This is a genomic window from Agromyces allii (genome assembly GCF_009749385.1).
Taxonomy (GTDB): Bacteria; Actinomycetota; Actinomycetes; order Actinomycetales; family Microbacteriaceae; genus Agromyces; species Agromyces allii.
In genome coordinates this window covers 122,024-147,440 of the sequence record NZ_WBIN01000007.1, presented here as the reverse complement: position 1 = coordinate 147,440, position 25,417 = coordinate 122,024, and the positions used below count along the sequence as shown (strand labels likewise).

Annotated in this window: 24 protein-coding genes and 1 pseudogene; 16 read left to right on the top strand and 9 right to left on the bottom strand. The window is 71.5% G+C overall.

The genetic code is table 11. The annotated features are described in order from the left end of the window. Positions 1 to 77: 77 nt before the first annotated feature. The 4 genes from GQR16_RS10470 to GQR16_RS10455 all read left to right on the top strand — a co-directional run bounded on the left by GQR16_RS10470 (position 78) and on the right by GQR16_RS10455 (position 4,825). Complete coding sequence (locus GQR16_RS10470; RefSeq protein ID WP_157415079.1) at positions 78 to 1,112, top strand: ATP-binding cassette domain-containing protein; 1,035 nt, start codon at positions 78 to 80, stop codon at positions 1,110 to 1,112. Further along, positions 1,109 to 1,948: an ABC transporter permease gene (locus GQR16_RS10465; protein WP_157415078.1), complete on the top strand. Its 840-nt coding sequence runs from the start codon at positions 1,109 to 1,111 to the stop codon at positions 1,946 to 1,948. Before GQR16_RS10470 ends, GQR16_RS10465 begins: the two co-directional genes overlap by 4 nt. A 155-nt stretch (positions 1,949 to 2,103) precedes the next feature. Next, complete coding sequence (locus GQR16_RS10460; protein WP_157415077.1) at positions 2,104 to 2,505, top strand: DUF7144 family membrane protein; 402 nt, start codon at positions 2,104 to 2,106, stop codon at positions 2,503 to 2,505. Between the two features lie 202 nt (positions 2,506 to 2,707). Continuing rightward, entirely contained in the window at positions 2,708 to 4,825 is a 2,118-nt protein-coding gene (locus GQR16_RS10455; protein ID WP_157415076.1) for an acyl-CoA dehydrogenase family protein, read from the top strand. A gap of 188 nt (positions 4,826 to 5,013) precedes the next feature. Here GQR16_RS10455 and GQR16_RS10450 read toward each other — a convergent pair whose 3' ends face one another. Together GQR16_RS10450 and GQR16_RS10445 are read right to left on the bottom strand one after the other, a co-directional pair. Next, on the bottom strand, positions 5,014 to 5,841 hold the full coding sequence (locus tag GQR16_RS10450; protein WP_157415075.1) for an ABC transporter permease: 828 nt from the start codon (positions 5,839 to 5,841) through the stop codon (positions 5,014 to 5,016). Next, a complete protein-coding gene (locus GQR16_RS10445; RefSeq protein ID WP_157415074.1) occupies positions 5,838 to 6,842 on the bottom strand; it encodes an ATP-binding cassette domain-containing protein in 1,005 nt (334 codons plus the stop codon). The genes GQR16_RS10450 and GQR16_RS10445 overlap by 4 nt, the downstream gene beginning before the upstream one ends. Positions 6,843 to 6,920: 78 nt before the next feature. Here GQR16_RS10445 and GQR16_RS10440 point away from each other — a divergent pair, with 78 nt between their 5' ends. Next, complete coding sequence (locus GQR16_RS10440; RefSeq protein ID WP_157415073.1) at positions 6,921 to 7,694, top strand: TetR/AcrR family transcriptional regulator; 774 nt, start codon at positions 6,921 to 6,923, stop codon at positions 7,692 to 7,694. Here the strand turns inward: GQR16_RS10440 and GQR16_RS10435 are convergent. Together GQR16_RS10435 and GQR16_RS10430 are read right to left on the bottom strand one after the other, a co-directional pair. After that, a complete protein-coding gene (locus tag GQR16_RS10435) occupies positions 7,684 to 7,854 on the bottom strand; it encodes an HPP family protein (protein ID WP_157415072.1) in 171 nt (56 codons plus the stop codon). The genes GQR16_RS10440 and GQR16_RS10435 overlap by 11 nt on opposite strands. 68 nt (positions 7,855 to 7,922) lie before the next feature. Next, positions 7,923 to 8,933 carry a malate dehydrogenase gene (locus GQR16_RS10430; protein ID WP_157415071.1) on the bottom strand — a complete coding sequence of 337 codons (1,011 nt, stop codon included), beginning with the start codon at positions 8,931 to 8,933 and terminating at the stop codon, positions 7,923 to 7,925. 48 nt (positions 8,934 to 8,981) lie between these two features. Here GQR16_RS10430 and pip point away from each other — a divergent pair. Further along, positions 8,982 to 9,935, top strand: a pseudogene (gene pip / locus GQR16_RS10425) (prolyl aminopeptidase); the annotation flags it as partial. Between the two features lie 237 nt (positions 9,936 to 10,172). Further along, positions 10,173 to 11,051: a KPN_02809 family neutral zinc metallopeptidase gene (gene ypfJ / locus GQR16_RS10420; protein ID WP_157415070.1), complete on the top strand. Its 879-nt coding sequence runs from the start codon at positions 10,173 to 10,175 to the stop codon at positions 11,049 to 11,051. 418 nt (positions 11,052 to 11,469) lie between these two features. Here ypfJ and GQR16_RS10415 read toward each other — a convergent pair whose 3' ends face one another. Both GQR16_RS10415 and GQR16_RS10410 read right to left on the bottom strand, forming a co-directional pair. Then, positions 11,470 to 12,165 (bottom strand): alpha/beta fold hydrolase, encoded by a 696-nt coding sequence (locus tag GQR16_RS10415; RefSeq protein ID WP_157415069.1) that lies wholly within the window; start codon positions 12,163 to 12,165, stop codon positions 11,470 to 11,472. Next, a complete protein-coding gene (locus tag GQR16_RS10410) occupies positions 12,066 to 13,130 on the bottom strand; it encodes a DMT family transporter (RefSeq protein ID WP_157415068.1) in 1,065 nt (354 codons plus the stop codon). Before GQR16_RS10410 ends, GQR16_RS10415 begins: the two co-directional genes overlap by 100 nt. Positions 13,131 to 13,250: 120 nt before the next feature. Between GQR16_RS10410 and GQR16_RS10405 the strand changes: the two genes are divergently transcribed. Beyond that, positions 13,251 to 14,375 (top strand): zinc-dependent alcohol dehydrogenase family protein, encoded by a 1,125-nt coding sequence (locus tag GQR16_RS10405; RefSeq protein WP_343032906.1) that lies wholly within the window; start codon positions 13,251 to 13,253, stop codon positions 14,373 to 14,375. A 32-nt stretch (positions 14,376 to 14,407) separates the two neighbouring features. Then, positions 14,408 to 15,433 (top strand): PHP domain-containing protein, encoded by a 1,026-nt coding sequence (locus tag GQR16_RS10400; protein WP_157415067.1) that lies wholly within the window; start codon positions 14,408 to 14,410, stop codon positions 15,431 to 15,433. 55 nt (positions 15,434 to 15,488) lie between these two features. Here the strand turns inward: GQR16_RS10400 and GQR16_RS10395 are convergent, their stop codons facing one another. Next, the gene (locus GQR16_RS10395) at positions 15,489 to 15,857 is read right to left on the bottom strand and encodes a DUF7882 family protein (RefSeq protein WP_157415066.1); all 369 of its coding nucleotides are present in this window, start codon (positions 15,855 to 15,857) and stop codon (positions 15,489 to 15,491) included. Positions 15,858 to 16,048: 191 nt separating this feature from the next. Further along, entirely contained in the window at positions 16,049 to 17,032 is a 984-nt protein-coding gene (locus GQR16_RS10390) for a siderophore-interacting protein (protein WP_246200723.1), read from the bottom strand. A gap of 193 nt (positions 17,033 to 17,225) precedes the next feature. On the opposite strand from GQR16_RS10390, the gene GQR16_RS10385 reads away from it, so the two are divergent. The 4 genes from GQR16_RS10385 (at position 17,226) to GQR16_RS10370 (ending at position 22,001) form a co-directional block, all read left to right on the top strand. Then, the gene (locus tag GQR16_RS10385) at positions 17,226 to 18,125 is read left to right on the top strand and encodes an amidohydrolase family protein (protein ID WP_157415065.1); all 900 of its coding nucleotides are present in this window, start codon (positions 17,226 to 17,228) and stop codon (positions 18,123 to 18,125) included. Between the two features lies 1 nt (position 18,126). Then, positions 18,127 to 19,860, top strand: a complete 1,734-nt coding sequence (locus tag GQR16_RS10380) for a thiamine pyrophosphate-binding protein (protein WP_157415064.1) — start codon at positions 18,127 to 18,129, stop codon at positions 19,858 to 19,860. A gap of 135 nt (positions 19,861 to 19,995) precedes the next feature. Further along, positions 19,996 to 21,057: an Ldh family oxidoreductase gene (locus tag GQR16_RS10375; protein ID WP_157415063.1), complete on the top strand. Its 1,062-nt coding sequence runs from the start codon at positions 19,996 to 19,998 to the stop codon at positions 21,055 to 21,057. A 2-nt stretch (positions 21,058 to 21,059) separates the two neighbouring features. Further along, on the top strand, positions 21,060 to 22,001 hold the full coding sequence (locus GQR16_RS10370; RefSeq protein WP_157415062.1) for an NADP-dependent oxidoreductase: 942 nt from the start codon (positions 21,060 to 21,062) through the stop codon (positions 21,999 to 22,001). A 66-nt stretch (positions 22,002 to 22,067) separates the two neighbouring features. On the opposite strand, the gene GQR16_RS10365 is transcribed toward GQR16_RS10370, so the two are convergent. Then, a complete protein-coding gene (locus GQR16_RS10365; RefSeq protein WP_157415061.1) occupies positions 22,068 to 22,505 on the bottom strand; it encodes a cupin domain-containing protein in 438 nt (145 codons plus the stop codon). 155 nt (positions 22,506 to 22,660) lie between these two features. Here GQR16_RS10365 and GQR16_RS10360 point away from each other — a divergent pair, with 155 nt between their 5' ends. The 3 genes from GQR16_RS10360 to GQR16_RS10350 all read left to right on the top strand — a co-directional run bounded on the left by GQR16_RS10360 (position 22,661) and on the right by GQR16_RS10350 (position 25,318). Beyond that, the gene (locus GQR16_RS10360) at positions 22,661 to 23,260 is read left to right on the top strand and encodes a carboxymuconolactone decarboxylase family protein (protein ID WP_157415060.1); all 600 of its coding nucleotides are present in this window, start codon (positions 22,661 to 22,663) and stop codon (positions 23,258 to 23,260) included. A 187-nt stretch (positions 23,261 to 23,447) separates the two neighbouring features. Continuing rightward, positions 23,448 to 24,347 (top strand): formyltetrahydrofolate deformylase, encoded by a 900-nt coding sequence (purU, locus tag GQR16_RS10355; protein WP_157415059.1) that lies wholly within the window; start codon positions 23,448 to 23,450, stop codon positions 24,345 to 24,347. A gap of 122 nt (positions 24,348 to 24,469) precedes the next feature. Further along, positions 24,470 to 25,318, top strand: a complete 849-nt coding sequence (locus GQR16_RS10350) for a methylenetetrahydrofolate reductase (protein ID WP_157415058.1) — start codon at positions 24,470 to 24,472, stop codon at positions 25,316 to 25,318. The last annotated feature ends 99 nt before the right edge of the window (positions 25,319 to 25,417 follow it).

Genomic DNA, 25,417 nt, shown 5'->3' with positions numbered 1-25,417 from the left:
CAGCGTACCGCCCAGCGCTGAACCGACTCCGATGAGCGCGCTCGACCGAGCGCGCTCCACCGAGATCGGAGAACACCATGTCCACCGCGACACCGGGGCTGGCCCTCGAGGCCAGGAACCTCGTCAGACGCTATCCGCAGGGCCGGCGCAGGCCGCCTGTCATCGCCCTCGACGGGCTGAGCTTCGGCATCGAGGAGGGCACCGTCTTCGGCCTCCTCGGGCCGAACGGCGCCGGCAAGTCGACGACCGTGAAGATCCTCGCCACGCTCAGCGCGGCCGACTCCGGCGAGGCCTTCGTCGCGGGCTTCGACGTGCGCACCCAGGCCGCCGCGGTGCGCCGCTCGATCGGCTTCGTCGCCCAGAAGCAGGTCTCCGACCCGATGGACACCGGGCTCGAGAACCTCGTGCTCGCCGGCCAGCTGCACGGCATGGCCACGCGTGACGCGAAGTCCCGCGCCGGCGAACTGCTCGAGCGCTTCGGGCTGGCCGCTGCGGCGCGACGCCAGGTCAAGACGTACTCGGGCGGCATGGCCCGAAAGCTCGACGTGGCGATCGGTCTCATGCACCGTCCGCACGTGCTGTTCCTCGACGAGCCGACCACCGGCCTCGACCCCGAAGCGCGCACCGAGATGTGGGCCGAGATCGAGCGCATGGCCGCCGACGAGCGCACGACCGTGCTGCTCACGACGCACTACCTCGAGGAGGCCGACCGGCTGGCCGACCGCCTGGCGATCGTCGCGAACGGCCGGGTCGTGACCGAGGGCGCACCCGACGAGCTCAAGTCGGCGCTCCGCGGCGACGCCGTGGTGCTCGAGCTCCACGATGACGCCGCGGTCGAGGCCGCGTTCGTGCTCATCGGTCGCACCGAGGCGTTCCGCGACGTCGTGCGCGAGGGCCGCACCGTGCGGGCACGCACCGACGAGGGCGGCCAGGCGCTGCCCATCGTTCTCGCGCTGCTCGATGCCGAACAGGTGCGGGTCGCCTCCGCGACGGTCGCGAGGCCGAGCCTCGACGACGTCTACCTCGCCCACACCGGGCGGTCGTTCTCATCGGCGCATCTCGCGGGCTCCGCACCCGCCCGCGCCGCCGAATCAGAGGAGCGTGCAGCATGAGCGCCACCACTCCAGTCCTGTCTCGTCCGACCTCGACGCTCCCGTCGACCGCCGGCACGGGCTTCCTCCGCCACACCGCGGTGCTGACGCTGCGGCAGCTGCGGGCGGCCGTGCGGGTTCCGGCGTTCGTCGTCATGAACCTGGTGCAGCCGCTCATCTGGCTGCTGCTGTTCGGGCAGCTCTTCAAGTCGGTCGTCGAGATCCCGGGCTTCTCGGGCGGCGCCGACTACCTCGAGTTCCTGACGCCGGGCATCGTCGTGATGATGGCGCTGTTCGGCAGCGCGTGGGCGGGCACCTCGTTCATCGAGGACATGAACCGCGGCGTCATGGATCGCCTCCTCACCTCGCCGACGCATCGCGGCGCGCTCATGGTCGCGTCGCTCGTGTACCAGGCGGTGCTCACGTTCGTGCAGACGCTCATCGTGCTGGGTGTGGCGTGGCTGCTCGGCGCGCGCTTCGACGGTGGCATCGCGGGCGTGCTCGTGCTGCTCGCCGCGGCGATGCTGCTGACGGCGTCGTTCTCGGCGCTCTCGAATGCGGCGGCGCTCCTCGCGCGCGACCAGAACGTGCTCATCGGGCTGTCGCAGCTCATCACGATCCCGCTCATGTTCCTGAGCTCGGCGCTGATGGACACCTCGCTGTCGGCCGACTGGGTGGCGGATGTCGCGCGCTTCAACCCGTTCGAATGGGCGGTCGTCGCCGGGCGCGAGGCGCTGCTCTCCGCCGACCCCGACTGGGCGAGCGTGTGGTCCCACCTCGGGTTCCTCGCGGTGTTCGCGCTCGTGCTGGGCTGGCTCGCGACGCGGGCGTTCCGCACCTACCAGCGGAGCGCCTGAGTCGCAGCGCGACCCGCGCCCTCGGTACGGTGACGGATGCCGCGGCCGCCCGCCCGCGGCATCCGTCACCGCCTCTGCCGTTCGAGGCCCCCGGCTCGCTACGATCATCGTGAAGCCGGGTGGCAGACCCGCGGCCCGGCGGAGGGGGAGCCACCATGTCTCAGAGCACCGGCCGTCCTGCCGGCGTCACGATCGTCGCCGTCATCGCCTGGATCTCGGGCGCGATCGACATCGTCGTCGGCACGATCCTGTTCTTCCAGGCGAGCGCCATCGCCGTCGCCCCGCAGTGGGGCGGTGCGGGCACCGTCTACTCGTCGGCGATCGTGTCGATCGTCCTCGGCCTGATCACCGTGATCGTGGCGTTCGGCCTGCTCCGCGGCAACATGGCGGCGCGCCTCATCGTCACGGTCGTGCAGGTGCTGTCGATCATCTCGTCGCTGTTCATCGCGGTCGCGAACCTCGGCAACCCGGTCGGCGAGTGGCTCAGCATCCTCGTCTCCTTCATCGCGCTGATGCTGCTGTGGACCAAGCGGGCGAGCGCGTTCTTCAACAGCTGAGTGCGACGGGCGGATGCCGCGTGCCCGGCGCCGTTGTGTCGACCGCATAGGGCCCCGGCATCCGTTTTGTAGCAATCGCACAGTCGCCGCCGAGCCGTCTCCGCGCGCCTTTGTCGTCGTCGTACCCCGCGCTTGGGGTGTTCGGAGGCCGGTCATACCGTGGAATGAGCTGATCCCGCGCAGACGAAGGACGTAACCGACGATGGTTGACACGGCATCCCGAACCACCAAGAACGACGCGACGACCGTTCCCGCCACGCCCGCGCGTGAGGCGGCCGCGGCCCCGATCCCCGCGCCCGCGGCGAGCGCCCGTCCCGCCGGACCGCGCATCGACGTGGCCTCGCTCAGTCACCAGCTGCTCGGCTCGTGGCCCGAGATCCGCCTCGAGGCGCGCAAGCGCGCCGGCGAGCCCGAGCTGCAGCGCATCGAGGGCCAGTCGATGGACGAGCACCGTGAGCGCGTGCTCGGACAGCTGAGGATCCTCGTCGAGCAGGGCGCCGTGCACCGCGCCTTCCCGAAGTCGGTCGGCGGTCACGACGACCACGGCGGCAACATCGCCGCATTCGAGGAGCTCGTGCTCGCCGATCCGAGCCTGCAGATCAAGTCGGGCGTGCAGTGGGGCCTCTTCGGCGCAGCGGTGCTGCACCTCGGCACCGAGTACCACCACGAGACCTTCCTGCCGGCGATCATGTCGCTCGAGGTTCCCGGTGCGTTCGCGATGACCGAGACCGGTCACGGGTCGGATGTCGCGGCCATCGGCACGACCGCCACCTACGACGAGGCGACGCAGGAGTTCGTCATCGACACCCCGTTCCGCGGGGCGTGGAAGGACTACCTCGGCAACGCCGCCGTGCACGGCACGGCCGCGGTCGTGTTCGCACAGCTCGTCACGAAGGGCGTCAACCACGGCGTGCACGCGTTCTACGTGCCGCTTCGCGACGCCGACGGCGCATTCCTCGAGGGCATCGGCGGTGAGGACGACGGCCTGAAGGGCGGCCTCAACGGCATCGACAACGGCCGTCTGCACTTCACCGACGTGCGCGTGCCGCGCGCGAACCTGCTCAACCGCTACGGGTCGGTCGCCGAGGACGGCACGTACTCCAGCTCGATCTCGAGCCCGGGCCGCCGCTTCTTCACGATGCTCGGCACGCTCGTGCAGGGCCGCGTCTCGCTCGATGGCGCCGCGACCGCGGCATCCGCAGCGGCCCTCGCGATCGCCGTGACCTACGGCAACCAGCGCCGCCAGTTCAACGCCGCGAGCGAGACCGATGAAGAGGTGCTGCTCGACTACCAGCGCCACCAGCGCCGCCTGCTGCCGAAGCTCGCGACGACCTACGCGCAGATCTTCGCGCACGACGAGTTCCTCGTGAAGTTCGACGCCGTGTTCTCGGGCAAGGCCGACACCGACGACGACCGCCAGGACCTCGAGACGATCGCGGCATCGCTCAAGCCGCTGTCGACGTGGCACGCGCTCGAGACCCTGCAGGAGGCGCGCGAGGCCTGCGGCGGCTCGGGCTTCCTCGCCGAGAACCGCCTCGTGGGCCTGCGCCAGGACCTCGACGTGTACGTCACGTTCGAGGGCGACAACAACGTGCTGCTCCAGCTGGTCGCCAAGCGCCTGCTCACCGACTTCTCGAAGCAGTTCGCGAAGGCGGATGTCGGGGCCATGGCCCGCTACGTCGTCACCTCGACGGCCGAGCGCGCGTACCACGGCACCGGCCTTCGTCGCCTCGGCCAGAACATCGCCGACCTCGGCTCGACCGCGCGTTCGGTCGCGGAGCTCCGCGACGCCGACACCCAGCGCTCGCTGCTGACCGACCGCGTCGAGACGATGATCTCCGACATCGCCGGCCGGCTGCGCGAGGCCCGCAAGCTGTCGAAGGCCGAGGGCGCGGCGCTCTTCAACCGCAACCAGAACGAGCTCATCGAGGCGGCCCGGGCGCACGCCGAGCTGCTGCAGTGGGAGGCGTTCACGCGCGGCCTCGCGAAGGTCACCGACCCCGGCACCAAGCAGGTGCTCACGTGGGTTCGCGACCTGTTCGGGCTCGGCCTCATCGAGCAGCATGCCGCGTGGTACCTCATCAACGGCCGGCTCTCGCCGAAGCGCGCGCAGTCGGTGACGGCCTACATCGACCGTCTCATCGAGCGCCTTCGTCCCCACGCCCAGGACCTCGTCGACGCGTTCGGCTACGGCCCCGAGCACCTGCGCGCGAAGATCGCGTCGGGTGCCGAGCAGGAGCGTCAGGACGAGGCGCGGGCGTACTACGCCGCGAAGCGCGCCGACGGCACGCTCCCCGTTCCGGAGAAGAGCAAGAAGTAGGCACGAGCGTCATCCGCCGAGAAGGGCGGGCCCCCGCGGGGGCGGGGGGCGAGGGGGCCCCCCCACACCCCACCCCCGACCCCCGCCGGTGGGGTTGACTCCCAAGAAGTAGGCACGAGCGTCATCCGCCGAGAAGGCCGGACCCGATCGGGTCCGGCCTTCTCGCTGCCCCCAGAACAGCAGACCGACTACCGGCGCAGGTGGCGGTAGGCCGTGGCCGTCAGCGGCAGGAACACCAGGGCGATCACGAGCGGCCAGACGGATGCCGCGAGCACGGCATTCTCGGCCATCCACCCGCTCGTGACGCCGGTCGGGTTTCCGAACAGCTCGCGGGCGGCCGTCGCCGTGGCCGACACCGGGTTCCACGTGGCGATGACCCCGAGCCATCCGGGCATCGTCTCGGCCGAGACGAACACGGTCGAGAGGAACCCGATCGGCCAGACGAGCACCTGCACGGCGGTCGTCGCGCCCGTGCCTCGGAAGCTCAGGCCGAGGAAGATGCCGAGCCAGAGCAGGGCGAACCGGAGCCAGAGCAGCAGCACGACGCCGAGCGCGATCTCGGCGGGCCCGGTGGTCGGGCGCCAGCCGATGAGGAGCCCGCCGACCATGAGCACCCCGAGGCTCAGCGCCGAGTTCGCGAGGTCGGCGATGGCCCGCCCGAGTGCGACGGCGGCGCTCGAGATGGGCAGCGAGCGGAAGCGATCGGTGATGCCGCGCTTCGCGTCCTCGGCCATGGTGGTCATCGTGCCCTCGAGGCCGAACAGCATCGTGAGCGCGAACATGCCGGGCAGGAGGAACGCGATGTACTCGCCGCCGCCCGGCACTTCGATCGCCCCTCCGAAGAGGAAGCCGAACAGCAGGATCAGCATGATGTTGAACGCCAGCCCGAAGACGAGTCCCCAGGGTTCGCGCACCCAGTGCAGCAGGTCGCGCCCGGCGATGAGCCAGCCCTCGCGGAGCGCATTGGGCCGCCGGTCGCGTCGGCCGGTCGCGGCGATGGTGTCGGTGGTCGTCATTTCGCCTCCAGGTCGGTCTGCGCAGGGTCGCTTGCGACCGCGTCGGTTGGCGGAGCGCCCGTCAGGTGCAGGAACACCTCGTCGAGGGTGGGGCGTCGAAGTGCGAGGTCGTCGACCGCGAGGCCCTCGGCGTCGAGTGCCCGGACGATCGGGGCGAGTGCGGCCGATCCGCTCTCGACCTCGACCGTGAGGGTCGACGAGTCGGGATCGACGGATGCCTCGGCGCCGACCGCTCTCGCAACGACGGTCGCTGCCCGGTCGAGGTCCGCGGCGGCGAACGCGGCCGTGATGCGGTCACCGCCCAGCCGTCGCTTCAGCTCCGATGGCGTGCCCTCGGCGATCACCCGGCCGCGGTCCATCACGCTGACGCGGTCGGCGAGCTGGTCGGCCTCGTCGAGCAGTTGGGTGGTGAGGAGCACGGTGGTGCCCATCGACGCGACCTCCCGCACCGCCTGCCAGACCGTCGCGCGTCCGCGCGGATCCAGTCCGGTGGTGGGTTCGTCGAGGAACAGGACGGCCGGCGTGAGCACGAGGCTCGAGGCGATGTCGAGCCGTCGCCGCATGCCGCCCGAGAAGCCGGACACCGGGCGGCTCGAGGCATCCGTCAATCCGAACGCCTCGAGGAGCTGATCGGCCCGTGACTTCGCACGCGGCTTCGAGAGCCCGCTGAGCCGCGCGAAGAGCACGAGGTTCTGGTGCGCGGTGAGGGCCTCGTCGACGGCGTGGAACTGCCCGACGAGCCCGATGCGCTCGCGCACCGCGGCCGGATCGCGGCGCACGTCGATGCCGTCGATCGCCGCGGAGCCCTCGTCGATGTCGGTGAGCGTCGTGAGGCAGCGCACGGCGGTGGTCTTGCCTGCGCCGTTCGGGCCGAGGAGGCCGTGCACGGTGCCGGCGGCGACGTGCAGGTCGAAGCCGTCGAGCGCCTGGGTCTTCGCGTAGCGCCTGCGGAGTCCGACGGCCTCGAGGGCGGGGCGTGGTGGAACCGGTCGGGGATGCATCGCTTCCTTTCAACGTACTGCGTACGGAGTTCTTGGGGGATTAACCGTACACCATACGGAGAATGTATGCTGGCGTGCATGCCGACCGAATCCACGGGGCGGGGAGAGCCCGATCGCACCCTGCGCCTGCTGTGGCGCGATCGCCTCGGCGATCCCGTCGGATCACGCGGCCCGAAGCAGCGCACGAGCGTCGACGCCGTCGTCGACGCCGCCATCGAGATCGCCGACGACGAGGGCGTCGAGGCGCTCTCGATGCGACGCATCGCCGAGCGCCTCGGCCTGAAGCCCATGTCGGTCTACACCTACGTGCCGGGCAAGGCCGAGCTCATCGACCTCATGGTCGACCGGGTCGCGGGCGAGCAGGCGCTGCCCGAACTCGACGGCCCGCTCCGTGAGCGGCTCGCCCGCATCGCGCAGCTCGCGTGGAACGAGTACCTGCGGCATCCGTGGCTGCTCTCGATCGACACCAGCCGCCCGCCGCTCGGGCCGAACGTCTCCGATCGCTGGGAGTGGAGCCTGCGGGCCATCGACGACCTCGGCCTCGACGACCTCGACATGGACCAGGTCATCACGCTGATCACGGGGTACGTCAGCGGACCGGCACGGGCCTACCTCGACGCCGAGCGCCTGCACCGGGCCGTCGCCGAGACCGACGAGGAATGGTGGGAGCGCAACGCGCCCATCCTCGAGGAGATCATGGACCCCGCCCGCTACCCGATCTCGGGCCGGGTCGGCCTGGCGGCAGGGGAGGCGTACGGCTCGGCCTCGGACCCCGAACGCAGCTTCACGTTCGGCCTCGAACGGGTGATCGACGGCATCGAGGCGTACGTGCGGGGGCGCGCTACTCCGTAGGCGGCTTCATGATGGCGCCCGTGGCGAGGCCCATGACCACGCCGGCGGCCAGCCACAGCCAGAAGCCCGTGATGAAGCTGATCACGAGACCCACGATGATGCCCATCACGAGTCCGACGATGAGCTGCTTGCGACGCGCGGGCGTGATCGGCTTGGCCATGCGTCAAGCCTACGTCGGTCGGATGTCACGGCCGACCGGCCTCGTTCGCGGGTCTCGCGGGCGCGAGCTCAGATGAGTCCGAGCGCGCGCACCGCCTCGCGCTCCTCGACGAGTTCGGCGACGGATGCCGAGATGCGGTGTTCGGCGAACGCGTCGACCTCGAGCCCCTGCACGATGCGCCACGCGCCGTCGACCGACTCGACGGGGAACGACGACACGAGTCCCTCGGGCACGCCGTACGACCCGTCGGAGACGACGGCCGCGCTCGTCCACCCGTTCGTCGTGCCGTGCACCCAGTCGCGCACGTGGTCGATCGCGGCGCTCGCCGCCGAGGCGACCGACGAGGAACCGCGCACCTCGATGATCTCGGCTCCGCGCTTGGCGACCCGCGGGATGAACGAGTCGACGAGCCACTCCTTCGCGGTGTCGACGCCGCCGAGGCGGGCGGCGAGCAGGTGCGGCACGGGCTCGCCGTCGACCGTCGCGTGCGAGACATCCGGGAACTGGGTCGCCGAGTGGTTGCCCCAGATCGTGACGTCGCGGAGCGACCCGACCCGAGCGCCCAGCGTCGCGGCGAGCTGGCCGAGTGCACGGTTGTGGTCGAGGCGGGTGAGCGCCGTGAACCGGTCGGCCGGGACATCCGGAGCATGCGAAGCGGCGATGAGCGCGTTCGTGTTGGCGGGGTTGCCGACCACGACGACTCGGACGCCGTCGGCCGCTCCGGCGTTGATCGCCGCGCCCTGCGGGCCGAAGATGCCGCCGTTCGCCGCGAGCAGGTCGCCGCGCTCCATGCCCGCGGTGCGTGGACGGGCGCCGACGAGCATCGCGATCTCGGTGCCCTCGAACGCGGACCTCGGGTCGTCGTACACCTCGACGCCGTGCAGCAGCGGGAACGCGGCATCCTGCAGTTCGAGCGCCGCGCCCTCGGCGGCTCGCACGCCCTGCGGGATCTCGAGCAGGTGCAGTCGCACCGGCGTCTCGGCGCCGAGCATCGCGCCAGAGGCGATGCGGAACAGGAGGGCGTAGCCGATCTGGCCGCCCGCCCCCGTGATGGTGATGGTGACCGGTTTCACGCTCATGTGCCGAGCCTACGCCGCGCGCGGGCGACGGCTCGCTACCGTGTGGTCATGAGAGACCTGTATCCGGAGATCGAGCCGCTCGAAACGGGCATGCTCGACGTGGGGGACGGACAGCACATCTACTGGGAGATCTCGGGCAACCGGGAGGGCAAGCCCGTGGTGTTCCTGCACGGCGGCCCCGGGGGCGGCACGAGCCCGGCGCACCGACGCCTGTTCGACCCAGAGAAGTACCGGATCGTGCTCTTCGACCAGCGCGGCTGCGGCCTGTCGATCCCGCACGCGAGCGAGCCCGACGCCGACCTCTCGGCGAACACGACCTGGCACCTCGTCGCCGACATGGAGCGGCTGCGCGTGCACCTCGGCGTCGACCGATGGCAGGTGTTCGGCGGCTCGTGGGGGAGCGCGCTCGCCCTCGCCTACGCCCAGACGCACCCCGAGCGCGTGAGCGAGCTCGTGCTGCGGGGCATCTTCACCCTGCGCCGGCAAGAGCTCGACTGGTTCTACGAGGGCGGGGCCTCGGCGATCTTCCCCGACCTCTGGGAGGACTTCCTCGCCCCGATCCCGGCGGTCGAACGCGCGCACCTCATCGAGGCGTACGGGCGACTGCTCGCCGACCCGAACCCCGAGGTGCACCAGTCGGCCGCGGTGGCCTGGTCGCGCTGGGAGGGCACGACGATCACCCTGCTGCCGCAGATCGAGACCATCTCGAAGTTCGTCTCGCCCGAGTACGCGACCGCGTTCGCGCGCATCGAGAACCACTACTTCCGGCACGGCGGATGGTGGGACGAGGGCCAGCTCATCCGCGACGCGCACCGACTCGCCGGCATCCCGACGGTCATCGTGCAGGGTCGCTACGACATGTGCACCCCCGTCATGACGGCGTGGGACCTGTACCGGGCGCTGCCCGAGGCGGAGCTGCGCATCATCGGCGACGCCGGGCACGCGTTCGACGAGCCGGGCATCCTCGACGCGCTCATCGAGGCCACCGACCGGTTCGCCGAGGTCCGCCACGACGCCGTGATCGAGGACGACGCCGTGATCGAGGACGACGCCGCGATCGAGGACGACGATCTCATCGACGATGTCGACGAGGACGTGTTCGGCGACGACGGGGCCGAGGCCCGGGCCGATGCCGAAGCGGACCGGGATGCTGCGCAAGCCGATTCCGGCCCAATACCAGAAGTCGGCCCCGACGTCGACGACACCTCTGCCGGTTCCCGCGAGGAGTAGCTTCGGGGCATGACCTTCAACCCGAACGCCGACATCAGCGGCGGGAAGGCGTCCAAGCGAGGGCGCAACACCGGCATCGCCGTCGGCGGAGGGCTCGGCGTGATCGCGCTCGTGATCGTGTCGCAGCTGCTCGGCGTCGACCTCACGGGTCTGCTCGGCGGGGGCGGCGAGCCGTCGACGCCCGACGCCAGCATCGAGGAGTGCCTGACCGGGCAGGCGGCGAACGAACGGGTCGACTGCCGCATGAAGGGTGCCTCGGCGTCGCTCGAGACCTACTGGGAGCAGGCGGCGCCGGAGGAGCTCGGCGTCTCGTACACCGCTCCGCAGGACTTCGTGCTCTTCGACCAGTCGACGAGCACCGCATGCGGCGGCGCGACGAGTGCGACGGGCCCGTTCTACTGCCCGCCCGACCAGACGATCTACGTCGACGTGACGTTCTTCGACGAGCTCGAGACGCGGTTCGGTTCGAGCGGCGGTCCGCTCGCGCAGATGTACGTCGTCGCGCACGAGTGGGGTCATCACGTGCAGAACCTCGCCGGCACGCTCAGCGCCGCCCAGGACGGGCAGACCGGGCCGACCTCGAACAGCGTGCGAACCGAGCTCCAGGCCGACTGCTTCGCCGGCGCTTGGGTCGCGAACGCCGCGTACACGACCGACGACAAGGGCGTCGCGTTCCTCGTGCCGCCGACGGCCTCCGAGGTCGCGGATGCGCTGAGCGCGGCGGCCGCGGTGGGCGACGACCGCATCCAGCAGGCCGCGCAGGGCCAGGTCACCCCGCACACGTTCACGCACGGCACGAGCGAGCAGCGACAGCGCTGGTTCACGACCGGGTACGAGCAGGGTGCGGCCGCCTGCGACACGTTCGGCATCGACGGCTCGCAGCTCTAGCAACGGCTCGGCGCCCGGCTCGAGCGGCCGGCTTCGGCGGCCCGGCGGGATTCGTCGCGACATCGGCGTCATGATCGGACCGGATTCGCGTCTCTCAGGTGAGGGCACGCAGTCGGCGTGCCGTGAGCGACGGGAGCAAGCCCCATGCGCCGCCAGAGCACCCCTACCGTGCCGCACCGTGAACTCTTCAAGGCAGCCGGTCTCCAGGAGACCGTCGAACTCGCCTGCACCTGCGGTCGAGGCGTCGACCACTGGTACTCGCGGCCGGGCGGCCCCATCGACAGCGTGCAGCCGGGGCAGGCGAACGCCGGTCGGGTGACGACCCGGCAGGAGATCCGGCCGACGGAACTCCGATCGGCGGAGAACCGCCAGGCGGAAACCCGCCAGACGGAGAACCGCCAGACGCAGACCCGAAGCGTCAGCGGATCGCCGCGGCGATCGCCTGCCCCAGCTGCACTGGCTTCGTGAACTGAGGCCAGTGCCCCGTGGGCAGATCGACGTAGTCGACCTGCCGCACCCGGGAGAGCTCGCGCGTGAAGGGCGCGTCGGACGCGAGGTACTCCTGCAGGACGGAGCTCGGGAACTCGCACGCGATCACCGTGATCGGCACGTCGTAGCGGCGCTCGTCGTGCAGCACGAGGGGGTCGTTCGCCACCGCGGCGGGCTGCGGCACCGCGCGCGCCCGGAACGCCCCGCGGAGTTCGTCGTCGAGGTCGACGAGGTCGGCTTCGTCGAACTCCTCCCACTCGGGCAGGGGGATCTCGCCGTCGACCACGGGAAGCGCGTCGTTGATCGCCTGGCCGTCGGCGAGGGGGCCGGCGTCGACGTAGACGATGCGGGCGACGCGGTCGGGGCGACGGTCGGCCACGCCGTACGCGATGGCGCCGCCGCCGGAGTGGCCGACGAGCACCACGGGCTCGTCGAGGCCGTCGACGAGCCGTACGACGGCGTCGATGTGCTCGCGCAGCCCGATGCGCGAGCGGTCGGCGTCGACCGACTCGAGCCCTGGCAGGGTCACTGGGTGGGTGCGGTGCCCCTGCTCGTCGAGGAGGGGGACGACGTCGTTCCACGATGAGGCGTCGAGCCAGAAGCCGGGGATGAGGATGATGTCCATGTCTTCGAACGTACGTTCGACCTCCGACATCCGCTCGACGCGAGCACGACGATGCCGGCCCCGAGGATCGCGAGGCCGAGCACCGATCCCGCCGCGAGGGTCTCGCCGAGCACGAGCACGCCGAGCGCGCTCGCGGTGATCGGCTCGGCGAGCGTGAGCGTCGAGACGACGGCGGGCGAGAGTCCGGCGAGCCCCGCGCCGAACAGCGTGTAGGCGAGCGTGGTCGCGACGAGGCCGAGCCACAGGGCCATCGCGAGACCGGGGCCGGTGGTCAGCCACGCGGCATCCGTCAACAGCAGGATCGGCAGGCTCGCCGCGGCCGCGGTGCCGAACAGTGCGCCCATGCTCCCGGCGGGCGACCAGCCCCGGTCGAGCAGGTGCTTCGCCGCGAGCGTGTAGACCGCGTAGGAGGCGCCCGCGGCGACCGAGGCGGCGATGCCGAGCGGGTTCGACGCGGCCTGCGAGGGGTCGGATGCCGCCGCGAGCACGGCGACGCCGACCGTCGCGATCGCGGTCGCGACGAGCCAGCGGCGACCCGGGAACCGTCGACGCAGCGCCCAGTCGAACGCGCCCGTGATGACGGGGGCCGATCCGAGGGCGACGACCGTGCCGATCGCGACCCCGTTCGAGGCCGTGCCGGCGAAGAACGCGGGCTGGTAGGCGAGCACGCCGGCCGCGCCGATCGCGATCACGACCACGGTGCCGAGCGGATGCCGCGAGCGGGCCCCGACCGCCGGCCTCGCCGCCGCAGCCGCTGCCCCGGATGCCGCCCCTGTCGCCCCGGTCGCCGTGGACGTGCGGCGCCGCCAGGTCGTGAGGCCGGCCACGAGGGCGAGCGCCCCGCCGCCGATGAGGATGCGCGCCGCGCCGATCGAGACCGGGTCGGCGTCGGGCCCGAGCGCCTGGGCGGCACCCGTGGTGCCGAAGCACACGGACGCGAGCAGTACGGCCACGACGAAACGCATGTGCGCGATTGTTCCACAATTTCATCCGAGTGTCACCAGCCCAGCCCAGCACGAGCGCGCGCGCCCGGCCCGCGCGGGCCGGTAGGCTCGCATCCTGTCGCCAGCGAAGCCGCGTGGCGGATGCGCGTCCCCCAGCGCCCCGCCGACCCCGACGCGGCCCGCCCGTTCAGCTGCGACATCCGTCGACCCAACGGAGGACCCGTGCGTGCCGTGCTCTTCAGCGAATTCGGCGAGCGACCAGAGCTCGCCGACGTGCCCGAACCCGAATGCCCGCCGCGCGGCGCGGTGATCAGGGTTCGCGCGACCGGCGTCTGCCGCAGCGACTGGCACGGCTGGATGGGCCACGACGACACCATCTCGCTGCCGCACGTGCCCGGCCACGAGTTCGCAGGCGAGATCGCCGAGCTCGGCTCCGAGATCGACTCCGACTCGGGCTGGGCGGTCGGCGACCGCGTCACGGCACCCTTCATCTGCGCGTGCGGACGCTGCTCAGAGTGCCTCTCGGGCAACGAGCAGGTCTGCGACGCCCAGTCGCAGCCCGGCTTCACGCACTGGGGCTCGTTCGCCGAGTACGTCGTCGTCGACGAGGCCGAGCTCAACCTCATCCGTCTGCCCGACGCACTCGGCTTCGTCGAGGCCGCCTCGCTCGGCTGCCGGTTCGCGACGGCCTACCGCGCGATCATCTCGCGCAGCCGCCTCGCACCGGGCGAGAAGATCGCGGTGCACGGATGCGGCGGGGTCGGCCTCTCGGCCATCATGATCGCCGTCGCCGCGGGCGTCACGGTCTACGGCGTCGATGTGTCGGATGCCGCACTCGACGCGGCCGAGAAGCTCGGCGCCGTGCCGGTGCGCGGCGGCGAGGGTGCCGCAGAGCGCATCCTCGCGGCATCCGGAGGCGGAGTCGACGTCTCGGTCGACGCGTTCGGCAGCAGCGAGACGGCGTTCGCCTCGGTGCAGAGCCTGAAGAAGCGCGGCCGGCACGTGCAGATCGGCCTCATGGTCGGCACGAGCGCGCTCGCCGCGATGCCCATGGACGCCGTGATCGCGGGCGAGCTCGAGATCCTCGGCAGCCACGGCATGGCCGCGCACGAGTACCCGTCGATGCTCGGCGCCGTCGCCGAGGAGTTCTTCCGCCCGATCGAGCTCGTCGGCCGTCGCATCAGCCTCGACGAGGTGCCCGACGCGCTCGCCGCGATGGGCACGGCCGGGGCCGCAGGCTCGGGCATGACGGTCGTCGAGCTCTAGCCCGCCCGACACGTCCGCGCCAGAATGGGCGGATGGACCCGATCGCGGCACTCGAGGAGATCGCGTTCCTGCTCGAGCGCGACCGGGCGTCGGCGTTCAAGTCGAAGGCGTTCCGCAAGGCGGCCGGCATCATCGGCGACATCCCGGCGGCCGAGCTCGCCGAGCGGGTGCGCGACGGCCGGCTGAAGCGCACGGCGGGCATCGGCGACACGACGTTCGCGGTCATCGCCGAGGCGGTCGCCGGCGAGGTGCCGACCTACCTCCTGGCGCTCCGGGAGAAGAGCGGGCCGGCCGCGGGCGCGGCGCCGACGGGTCTGCGGGCGAAGCTCCGCGGCGACCTGCACAGCCACACCGACTGGTCCGACGGCACGACGCCCATCTCGACGATGGCCCGCGCCGCCGAACTGGTCGGGCTCGAGTACCTCGTCGTCAGCGACCACTCGCCGAACCTCACGATCGCGAACGGCCTCAGCGTCGAGCGCCTGCTCGACCAGCTCGACGTGCTCGCCCGCCTGAATCGCGATGCGCGGCCCGGCGGAGGCATCCGCCTGCTCTCGGGCATCGAGGTCGACATCCTGCTCGACGGCTCGCTCGACCAGAGCCCCGAGATGCTCGAGCGGCTCGACGTGGTCGTCGCGAGCATCCACTCGAAGCTCCGCACCGAGTCGAAGGAGCTGACCGAGCGGATGCTGCGCGCGGTGCGCAACCCGCGCACGAACGTGCTCGGGCACTGCACCGGGCGGCTCGTCGAGGGGTCGCGCGGCACGCGCCCGCAGTCGACGTTCGACGCGAGGGCCGTGTTCGACGCGTGCGCCGAGCACGACGTGGCGGTGGAGATCAACTCGCGCCCCGAGCGACAGGACCCGCCCGACGACCTGATCCAGCTCGCGCTCGAGGCCGGATGCCGCTTCTCGATCGACAGCGACGCGCACGCTCCGGGGCACTTCGCGTTCCTCGAGCTCGGAGCCGCCCGCGCCGAGGCCAATGGGGTGCCCGCCGAGCGGATCGTGAACACCTGGCCGGTCGAGCAGCTGCTCGACTGGGCTGCGGCGCGCTGAGGCATCCGCCCCGGTCAGGCCGGTCGGACGGACGAGCGGACGGACGGACGGACGGTCAGACGGTCGCGCGTGCCGGGGTCGACGCGGCGAGCGACCGCGCCATGGCCGGCACCGGAACCGCGGGCGCCGGGGCACCGGGCATCTGCGGCTCGGGCAGCGCCGAGAGGCCGGCGTTCGACGACGCGGCCTCGGCGAGCTGGTGCAGCCAGGCTCGGTTGAGCGACGGCACGCGCCCGCCCGAGTACACGAACTCGAGCGCGATCGACGGACCGAACCACACGGTGGACTCGCGGCCACCGAGCTCCCAGGTGAAGGCGAAGAACTCCTGACGGCGCAGCTTGTCGATGATCACGACCTGCAGGTGCGCGAGCAGGCGGTCGTCGATCGGGATGCTGCCGTTGCCGTTGTAGACGAGCGTGCCCACGGTGGGCCTCCGGTGGGTTCAGGGGTGATCCGCGACGACGGGCGACGCCGGGATCGGGAGGGGCGAAGGCGTACGCCCTGTTCTCGAACCCCGCCCCCGGGTACGTTCGCAGGCCCGACCCGCCCGAGCATCATACGGGTAACCCCGATCGCTGGTTTTCCGTTCTGCACAGCCAGGCGCACGGGTGCCGCTCAGTCCTCCAGGTCGTCGGGATCGATCGGCGCGTGGTGATCGAAGCCGACGGTGCCGCGCTTCCAGTAGCCGCTCAGCGCGTACTGGTCGCGGGGCAGCCGCAGCTCCGCCTTGAGCAGGCGCCGGAGGCCCACCAGCCGGGAGGCCTCGCCGGCGGCGAACACGAACGTACCGGCGTCGACGCCGAGTCGCAGCACCTCGTCGGCGAGGTCGCCGGAGCTGCTGCGCACGGAGGCCTCGCGGCCCGAGGCGCCGCGGAGGTACGTGCGCACCCACACGAGATCGCCCTCGGCCTCGGCGGCCGAGTCGTCGAAGACCACCTCGACCGCGGTCGTCGCGGGAACCTCGGCGAGCCAGCGGCCGGCGGCCGGAAGCGACGTGCCGTCGACGACGCACAGCACGCGTGCGGCGTTCTGCGGCGCCGCCTTCGATCCGCGCGGGCCGACGACGACGAGCCGATCGCCGACCTTCGCGGCGGCACCCCAGCTCGCCGCGGGCCCCGGGTCGTCGTGCAGCAGGAAGTCGAGGTCGAACGAGCGGGCGCCCGTCGCCGTGTCGGTGCGCGGCGCCAGCGGGGTGAAGTCCCGCGAGACCACGGGGCCGTCGGGGCGCACGATGCCGTCTTCCCCGGGGCCGGCCGCGACCGGGGCCACGAGCTCGCCCGTCGCCGGGTCGGGGAAGAACACGCGCACGTGGTCGGTCGGCCCGTTGCTCTCGAAGTCGGCCAGATCCGCGCCGGAGAACGTCACGCGCACGTACTCGTCGACCGGTCGCGACACGGCCGACACGACCACCTCGCGAGCCGTGAAGCGCAGGCGCCCGCCGGCGCGGAAGAAGGGCGAGGCCGGGTCGGCCGGCGCACGGCGGGCATCGGACGCCCCGCGTGCAGCCGGTGACGTCGGCCTGGTTCGTGCCGTCGCGGCATCCGTCATCGTCGTCTTCTCCTTCGTGTCGCTCGTGAGCAGAGCGGCCCGTTCCAGCAAAGCATCCGCCGCGAGCGCATGGGCCCGATGAGCGTGCACGATGCGTCAACTAAAGGTGCGTCGCCGAGGCTGGAACCGCGTTCGACCCCGGGATAGCTTCGCTTCACCGGCCCGAGCTCGATGGGTCGGTGGGTGCCTGCCGCGGAACCGCGGCACCGAACGGCGCTCCCTCACGACCTGAAGGAAAGACCCCGTGTTCATCGTCGACTCGCAGATCCACCTCTGGAAGGAAGAGACGCCGGATCGCCCCTGGGTGCCCGGCGCGCGTGAGCGCATCCGTCTCAACGGCCACCGTGAGGAGGCGTTCCTCGCAGAAGAGGCCGTCTCGCTCATGGATGAGGCCGGCGTCAACCGCGCCCTCATCCTCCCGCCCTCCTGGGAGGGCGACCGCATCGACTACGCGCTCGAAGCCGCCGAGCAGTACGACGGCCGCTTCGGCATCATGGCGCGCGTGCCGCAGAACGACCCCGAAGAGGGCGAGCGACTGCTGCACCTCATCAAGGACAGCGAGCACATCAAGGGCGTGCGCCTCACGTTCCACCGCCCGCAGGACCGCAACTGGATGATCGACGGCACCAACGACTGGTACTGGCCGCTCGCCGAGAAGCTGGGCATCCCGACCATGGTGCACGCGCCCATCTGGAAGGCGGAGCTCGGCCAGATCGCCGAGAAGCACCCCGACCTGAAGATCATCATCGACCACATGGGCATCATGGCCCGCTGCGTCGACGACGCCATCGGCTACTGGGTGCAGGAGACCGCCGACCTGCACGTGCACCCCAACATCTCGGTCAAGGTCTCGGCGCTGCCCGGGTACTCGACCCAGCCCTTCCCGAACTACAACATCGAGAAGTACGTGCACGAGGTCGTCGACAAGATGGGCCCCGAGCGCGCGCACTTCGGCACCGACATCACGCGCCTGCTCGGCCACGGCCTGACGTGGACCGATACGATCGAGCAATTCACGAAGTACTACTCCTTCTCGCCCGAGGAGCTGGACTGGATCATGGGCAAGGGCATCTGCAAGGTGCTCGACTGGGAGATCCCCGCCGAAGCCGAGGCGGTCACGGTCGGCGCGGCAGCCGGGAACTGACATGACGAAGACGTACGACGGCGGTGAGCTGCTCATCGATGCGCTCACCGACCTCGGCGTCGACGTGGTCTTCTCCTCGCCGGGGTCCGAATGGGCCCCGGCATGGGAGGCGTTCGCTCGTCGCCAGGCGGAGGGCGAAGCCGCACCCCGCTACCTCGACCTGACGCACGAGACCGTGGCGGCCGGCATGGCCACGGGCTACGGACTCGTGACCCGTCGCGTGCAGGCCGTACTGCTGCACGCGGCCCCAGGCCTGCTGCAGGGCTCGATGGCCGTGCACGGCGCACTGCTCGCCGGCGTGCCCATGGTGGTCGCCTCGTCGGAGTCGCTCACCTACGGCGACGGGCCCGGCCAGGACCCCGGCGGCCAGTGGTACCGCAACCTCTCGATCGTGGGCGGCACGCACCAGATCGCGCAGCCGTTCACGAAGTGGTCGCAGATGGCCGGTTCGGTGTCGACGCTGTACGACCTGGTCAAGCGCGCGGGGGAGCTCTCCGAACGCCAGCCCGCAGGCCCCGCCTACCTCAACGTGCCGCTCGAGGTGCTGCTCGAGGCGGGCGAGCGCCCCGTGCGCAAGGCCGTCGTGCCGCGCGGCCGCCGGCAGAGCGACCCCGCCGACATCGCGGCCGTGGCCGACCTGCTCGCCGCGGCCGAGCGCCCGATCATCATCACCGAGACCGCCGGCCGAGAGCCCGGCGGATTCGAGGCGCTGCGCGCGCTCGCCGAAGACCTCGGCATCGGCGTGATCGAGCCCACCTCGGCCGTCTGCGCGAACCTGCCGAAGGACAGCCCCGTGCACCTCGGCGGCGAGCTCGAGCCCTACATCGACGACGCCGACCTGATCCTGCTCGTCAACTGCCGTGCCCCGTACTACCCGCCGAGCCGCAAGCCCGCGAAGGCGAAGACGGTCGTCATCGACGAGGTTCCGCAGCGTCCGCACATCGTCTACCAGGTGCTGAACGCCGACCACTACCTCGAGGGCGCACTGCCCGAGACGCTCGAGCAGCTGCGCGAGGCGACGCTCGAGCGCGGCGGCGATTTCGCGGCGCGCGGTGCGCAGTTCGCCTCGGGTCGTGATGCGTGGCGGTCGGCGACGGATGCCGCAGAGCAGCGTGCGCTCGCGGCGGCGGGTTCCGGCGGGGCGGGCGGGTCCGGCGCGTCCGGCGCGTCCGGCATCGACCCGGTGCTGCTCGGCGTGAAGCTGCGCGGGCTCGTCGAGGCCGAGCGGGCCGTGGTCGTCGACGAGACGATCACGCACAGCCGGGTCGTGCAGCGGCACGTCGGCTGGCAGCGCCCCGACTCGTACTTCTACGTGCAGGGCGGGCTCGGCCAGGGCATCGCGGTCGCGCTCGGCGTGAAGCTCGCGGTGGCCGACGGCTTCGTCGTGCTGACCATCGGCGACGGGGCGTTCCTCTACAACCCGGTCGTGCAGTCCCTGCTCGCGTCGAAAGACCTCGGGCTGCCCCTGCTCATCGTGATCTTCAACAACAGGAAGTACCTGTCGATGAAGATGAACCACCTGCGGTTCTACCCGGAGGGCTCGGCCGTGGCGACCTCGAACCACCTCGGCGTCGACCTCTCGACCCAGCCCGAGCTGTCGGCGTTCGCCGCGCCGTTCGGCATGTTCCACGCGGCCGTCGACGACGCGAGCGAGCTCGATCGTGTGCTCGCCGAGGCCGCGGCGGCCGTCAAGGCCGGCACGACCGCGATCGTGAACGTCGCCGTCAGCCGTTGAGACCCGGAGCGGGTCGGCGCGATCGCCGGCCCGTTCCGCACCATCGTTCGCACGCTGCGAACCGACACCCACTCGTCGTCCCGTACGTCCCGCACCTCCTGCCGCATCGCTGCGGCACCTTCGAAAGGCCCTCACATGCCCGGCTCCGTGAACGTCACCCCGGCTGCACTCGAGCAGTTCATCACCGATCTCTTCGTCGCCGCGGGCGTCAGCGAAGCGGATGCCGCGGTCGCGGCGCCCGTGTTCGTCTGGGCGAACCTGCGGGGCGTCGACTCCCACGGCCTGGCCCGCGTGCCGCGCTACCTCGAGCTCTTCACGAGCGGCGAGGCGAACGCGACGCCCGACATCACCGTGGATTCGTCGAAGCCGGGCGTCGTCGTGGTCGACGCCGACCGCGCACCGGGCCCGGTCGCGCTCACGCGCGCGGCCGACCTCGCGATCGAGCGGGCGCGCGAGCAGGGCATCGCCCTCGTGAGCGTCCGCGGCACCGTGCACACCGGGGCCATCGGCTACTACGCGTCGCGCATCGCCGACGCCGGCCTCGTCGGGCTCGGCATGGTCGCGGGCATGCCGAACATGGCCTACGAGGGAGCGGCCGGGGCATCCGTCGCCACGAGCCCGCTCGCGATCGCCGTGCCGGGCACGGGCGCGCACCCCACCGTGCTGCTCGACATGGCGACCGCGGTCATCGCGCTCGGAAAGATCGCGCAGTTCAAGCGGGCAGGCACGCCGCTGCCCGAGGGCGCCGCGACCACGGCCGACGGCACGCCCACGACTGACCCGAACGAGGCGAAGATCCCGCTGCCCGTGGGCGGCGCGAAGGGCTCCGGCCTCTCGCTCATGTTCGAGCTGCTCACGTCGGTGCTCGTCACCGCGCCGATCCTCACCGGCTTCCACGGCGGAGCGCCCGACGGCCGCAAGCACCGCCAGAACGCGACGCTCATCGCGATCGACCCGTCGGCGGTCGGCTCGCCCGAGGAGTTCGCCGCCAACGTCGACGAGACGGTCGAGACGATCCAGGCGCTGCCGGTCGCCGCCGGCTCCGACCGCGTGATCGTGCCAGGCCAGCGCGGAGCCGAGACGTTCGACCAGCGTTCGGCCGACGGCATCCCCGTGGGCGAGAAGCTCTGGGACGAGCTCGTCGAGGTCGCCGGAACGCTGGGCGTCGCGGTGCCCGCACCGATCGAGGTCGGCTGAGCATGGCGCGCAGGTGGGTGCTGCCCGAGTACGGCGGCATCGACGCGATCGAGTTCGTCGACGTGGAGGTGCCGGCTCCCGGGCCAGGTGAGGTGCGCATGCGCGTCACGGCGGTCGGGGTCAACCCGTCCGACGCGAAGTCGCTCTCGGGCGGCTGGAACGCCGACCCGTCGCTGCTGCCGGTCGGCATCGGCCAGGAGGCATCCGGCATCGTCACCGCCGTCGGCGAGGGCGCCTCGATCGCGACGGGCGACGTGCGCGTCGGCGACCGGGTAGTGGCGTTCAAGATCGCCGGCGCGTTCGCGACCGAGCTGACCGTGGCCGCGAGCGACGTGTTCGCGCTGCCCGACGGCGTCGACGACGTCACCGCGGCGGGGCTCCTGCACGTCGGCGTCGTGGCGGCCGAGCTGCTCGCGCTCTCGGGCGCGGAGGCCGGGCAGACGTTGCTCGTGCACGGCGGCGCGGGATCGGTCGGCTCGCTCGTGGTCCAGCTCGCGCGACGCGCGGGAATCCGCGTCGTGGCGACCGCCTCTGTCGCGAACCAGGAGCGGCTGCGCGCGCTCGGCGCCCTGCCGACGACCTACGGCGACGGGCTCGCAGGTCGCGTGCGCGCACTCGCCCCGGAGGGCGTGGATGCCGCGATCGATGCTGCGGGCACCGACGAGGCGCTCGACGTCTCGCTCGAGCTCGTGGCCGACCCCGCACGGATCGCGACGCTCGCGCCCGGTCCGCGGGCGAAGGACGCCGGCGTGCGGATCTCGGCGGGCATGGCGCCCGCGAGCATCGCGTTCCGGATGCCGCAGCGCGCCGTGGTGCTTGGCCTCGCCGCCGACGGCGAGCTCGAGCTCGCGATCGCGGGCACGTTCCCGATCGCCGAGGCGAAGGACGCGCTGCGGCTCGTGGCCTCCGGGCACGCGGGCGGCAAGGTCGTGCTCACGGTCTGAGCCGGAGTACACGCCGAAGCGGCCCATCGAGAAGGGGGCCGCTTCGGCATCTCGGCGGGGAGTGGCTCAGCGACCGCCCATCGCGTCCTCGGCCGTGAGGTGCTCGACCGTCACGCCCGTGTCGCCGAACGTTCGTGTGACGTACGCCTGCGGGTAGATCCAGAGGATGCGCATGGGCGTCTCGCCCGTGTTCTGGTAGCGGTGGAACGTGCCGGCCTTCACGTAGGCCGTGTCGTCCTTCACGAGGTCCTTGCGCAGCACGCCGCTCGCGACATCCTTGCCGCCCTCGTGCACCTCGACGAAGCCCTCGCCCTCGAGGATCAGCACCTGCTCGTCGCAGTTGTGCGAGTGCAGGGGAGCGCCCGCGCCGACGGGGTAGATGCTGATGCCGGTCGCGAGCTCGTTCTCGCCGCGGCTCGTCTCTGAGGTGATCAGCGGCCAGGTGCGAACGGCTCCGCCGCGGTCGAGCACCTCGATGTCGGCGAACGTGATGATGGTCGTCATGCCTCAACGCTAGGCAGCCGATCGCGTCGGGTGATGCACGCTGAGCTTGCTCAGCAGGGCATCCCGAAGCGGATGCCGCGCGCCTACGCTCGCCAGCGGAGAGACCCTTCTCCGCACACTCCACACCCGCACCACGAGCACCCCGGAGGCCGAGCATGCGACTCGACGTCATTCCCGAAGCCGAGATGGACGAGCGTCAGCGCGCGCTCGCCGACCGCATCATCGCCAAGCGCGGCAAGATCGGCGGACCGTTCAAGGTCTGGCTGCACAGCCCGGAGCTGTGCGACCGGGTCGAGGCGCTCGGCGCGTTCGTGCGCTTCGACTGCAGCATGCCCGAGCGCATCCGCGAGTACGCGCTGCTCGTCGCCTCGCGCCACTTCGACGCGCAGTTCTCGTGGAACTCGCACCTCGACAAGGCGATCTCCACCGGCATCCCGGCCGAGGCCGTCGAAGCGCTCGCGACGTGGGGCGAGCCCGACTTCGGCGACGACGTCGAGCTCGCGACGTTCCACGCGTTCGCGACCGAGCTGCTCACGACGCACTTCGTGTCGGACGAGACGTTCGCCCGCGCCCGCGAGGTGTTCACCGACCAGCAACTCGTCGACGCGATCGGCCTGCTCGGCAACTTCACGCTGCTCTCCATGTGCCTGAACACCTTCCAGGTCGACCTCCAGGCCGACCGCGTGCCGCCGTTCCCCGACGTGCGCGGGTACGCGAAGGTCGACCCGACGACGCTGGAGGCCCGCACCCGGTAGCTCCGACGAGCGGTCGGGCCGAGGCTTGCCCGCTCCGGAATCCGCACGTGCCCGGACGGCGCGCATCGACATCCGATGCGCGCCGTTTCTGCATTCGTACGTGCACGATCCTGCATCGCAAACCCTTGTGCGGTTGAAGTCGGATGGTAATGTTTCAGTCAACTGAAACAAAGAAGGAGCGCGAACAATGACGATCGTCGCACCCCGCACGCCCAACCTCGGCCTGCGCCTGCCCTCCGACGAGGGCGTCCTGCTCGTGCACGGCGAAGACCGCCCCGGCCTCGTGCGGGCCATCTCGTCGGCCCTCTCCGAGAACGGGGCGAACATCGTCTCGCTCGACCAGCACACCGACGACCCCGAGGGCGGGCGCTTCTTCCAGCGCACGGTGTTCCACGTGAACGACTACGCCGCCGTGCGGCCCGCGCTCGAGGAGTCGCTCGCGAAGCTGCTCGGCAAGGGGCTCGGCCTCACGTGGACCCTCTCGGACCGCTCGGTGCCCAAGCGCGTCGCGATCCTCGCCTCGACGAGCGACCACTGCCTGCTCGACCTGCTCTGGCGCCAGCGCCGCGGCGAGATCGCCATGACCGTGCCGCTCGTGATCGCCAACCACACGGATGTCGCCGACGACGTGCGGTCGTTCGGCATCCCGTTCGTGCACGTGCCGTCCGGCGGCGTCGACAAGTCCGCCGCGGAGGCCCGCATCGTCGAGCTGCTGAAGGGCAACGTCGACCTCGTGGTGCTCGCCCGCTACATGCAGATCCTCTCGGGCGACTTCCTCGAGCAGATCGGCGTGCCCGTCATCAACATCCACCACTCGTTCCTGCCGGCGTTCATCGGCGCGGGCCCCTACCGCAAGGCCAAGGAGCGGGGCGTCAAGCTCATCGGCGCGACCGCCCACTACGTGACGCAGGACCTCGACGAGGGCCCGATCATCGAGCAGGACGTCGTGCGCGTCACCCACAGCGACACCGCCGCCGACCTGCAGCGCCGCGGCGCCGACGTCGAACGCGCCGTGCTCGCCCGCGCCGTCACCTGGCACTGCCAGGACCGCGTCATGCGCAACGGCCGCGAGACGGTCGTCTTCTAGCCCGCGGCGGCGGGCGGCCGGGACCCGCCCGTCGTCGCTCGCCGCACCCCACCCGCCGCAGTCGCACGGCCGAGGCCCGCGGCATCCGGTGTTCTCACATCCGACGTTCGAAAGGCTCTTCAATGACGAAAGTGCTCACCCCCATGGACCTGCTCACCGATTTCTCGCTGGAGATGACCGGCAAGGACGTCGACGACCTGCGTCAGGCGACCCCGCTCATCCCAGCGGGCACGCGCGTGAACGTGACGTTCCTCGGCAACGAGGACCTGCCGATGCGCCTCGCGGCCGCCCGCGCCGTGCTCGAGAGCGGCTTCGCGCCCGTGCCGCACATCTCGGCACGACGGCTCGCCAGCCGCGCCGAACTCGAGCAGTACCTCGGTGCGCTTCGGGATGCCGGCGCGAGCGAGCGCGTCTTCGCGGTCGGCGGCGACCCCGCGACCCCCGCGGGTCCCTACGCCGACTCCGAGACCGTGATCCGCTCGGGCCTGCTGCCCGAGTACGGCGTGCGCCACGTCAGCATCGCCGGATACCCCGAGGGGCATCCCGACATCGACGACGAGCTGCTGTGGGACGCCCTTCGCGGCAAGGCCGACTCGCTCGCCAAGCAGGGCCTCGACGGCACGATCCTCACCCAGTTCGCGTTCGACGACGAGGCCGTGCTCGCCTGGATCGAGCGCGTGCGCGCCGAGGGCATCGACCTGCCGATCCGCATCGGCGTGCCGGGGCCGGCGGGCGTCAAGCGCCTCATCGCGTTCGCGACCCGGTTCGGCGTCGGCGCCAACGCCATGATCATCAAGAAGTACGGCTTCTCGCTCGCGAACCTCGTGGGCACGGCCGGCCCCGACAAGCTCATCACCGGCCTCGCCGCCGGATACGACGAGGCCCGCCACGGCCGCGTCGGCCTGCACTTCTACACGTTCGGCGGGCTCACCGCGACGTCGGAGTGGATCCAGGCGTTCCGCGCCAAGTGAGCCCGACCGGCTGAGCCGGCCCTGGCGAACGCTCGCCGGCCCGCGGCATCCGCCAGCACTCCGCCGCCCCGCGGCATCCGCACCATCTCGAGGAAGAGA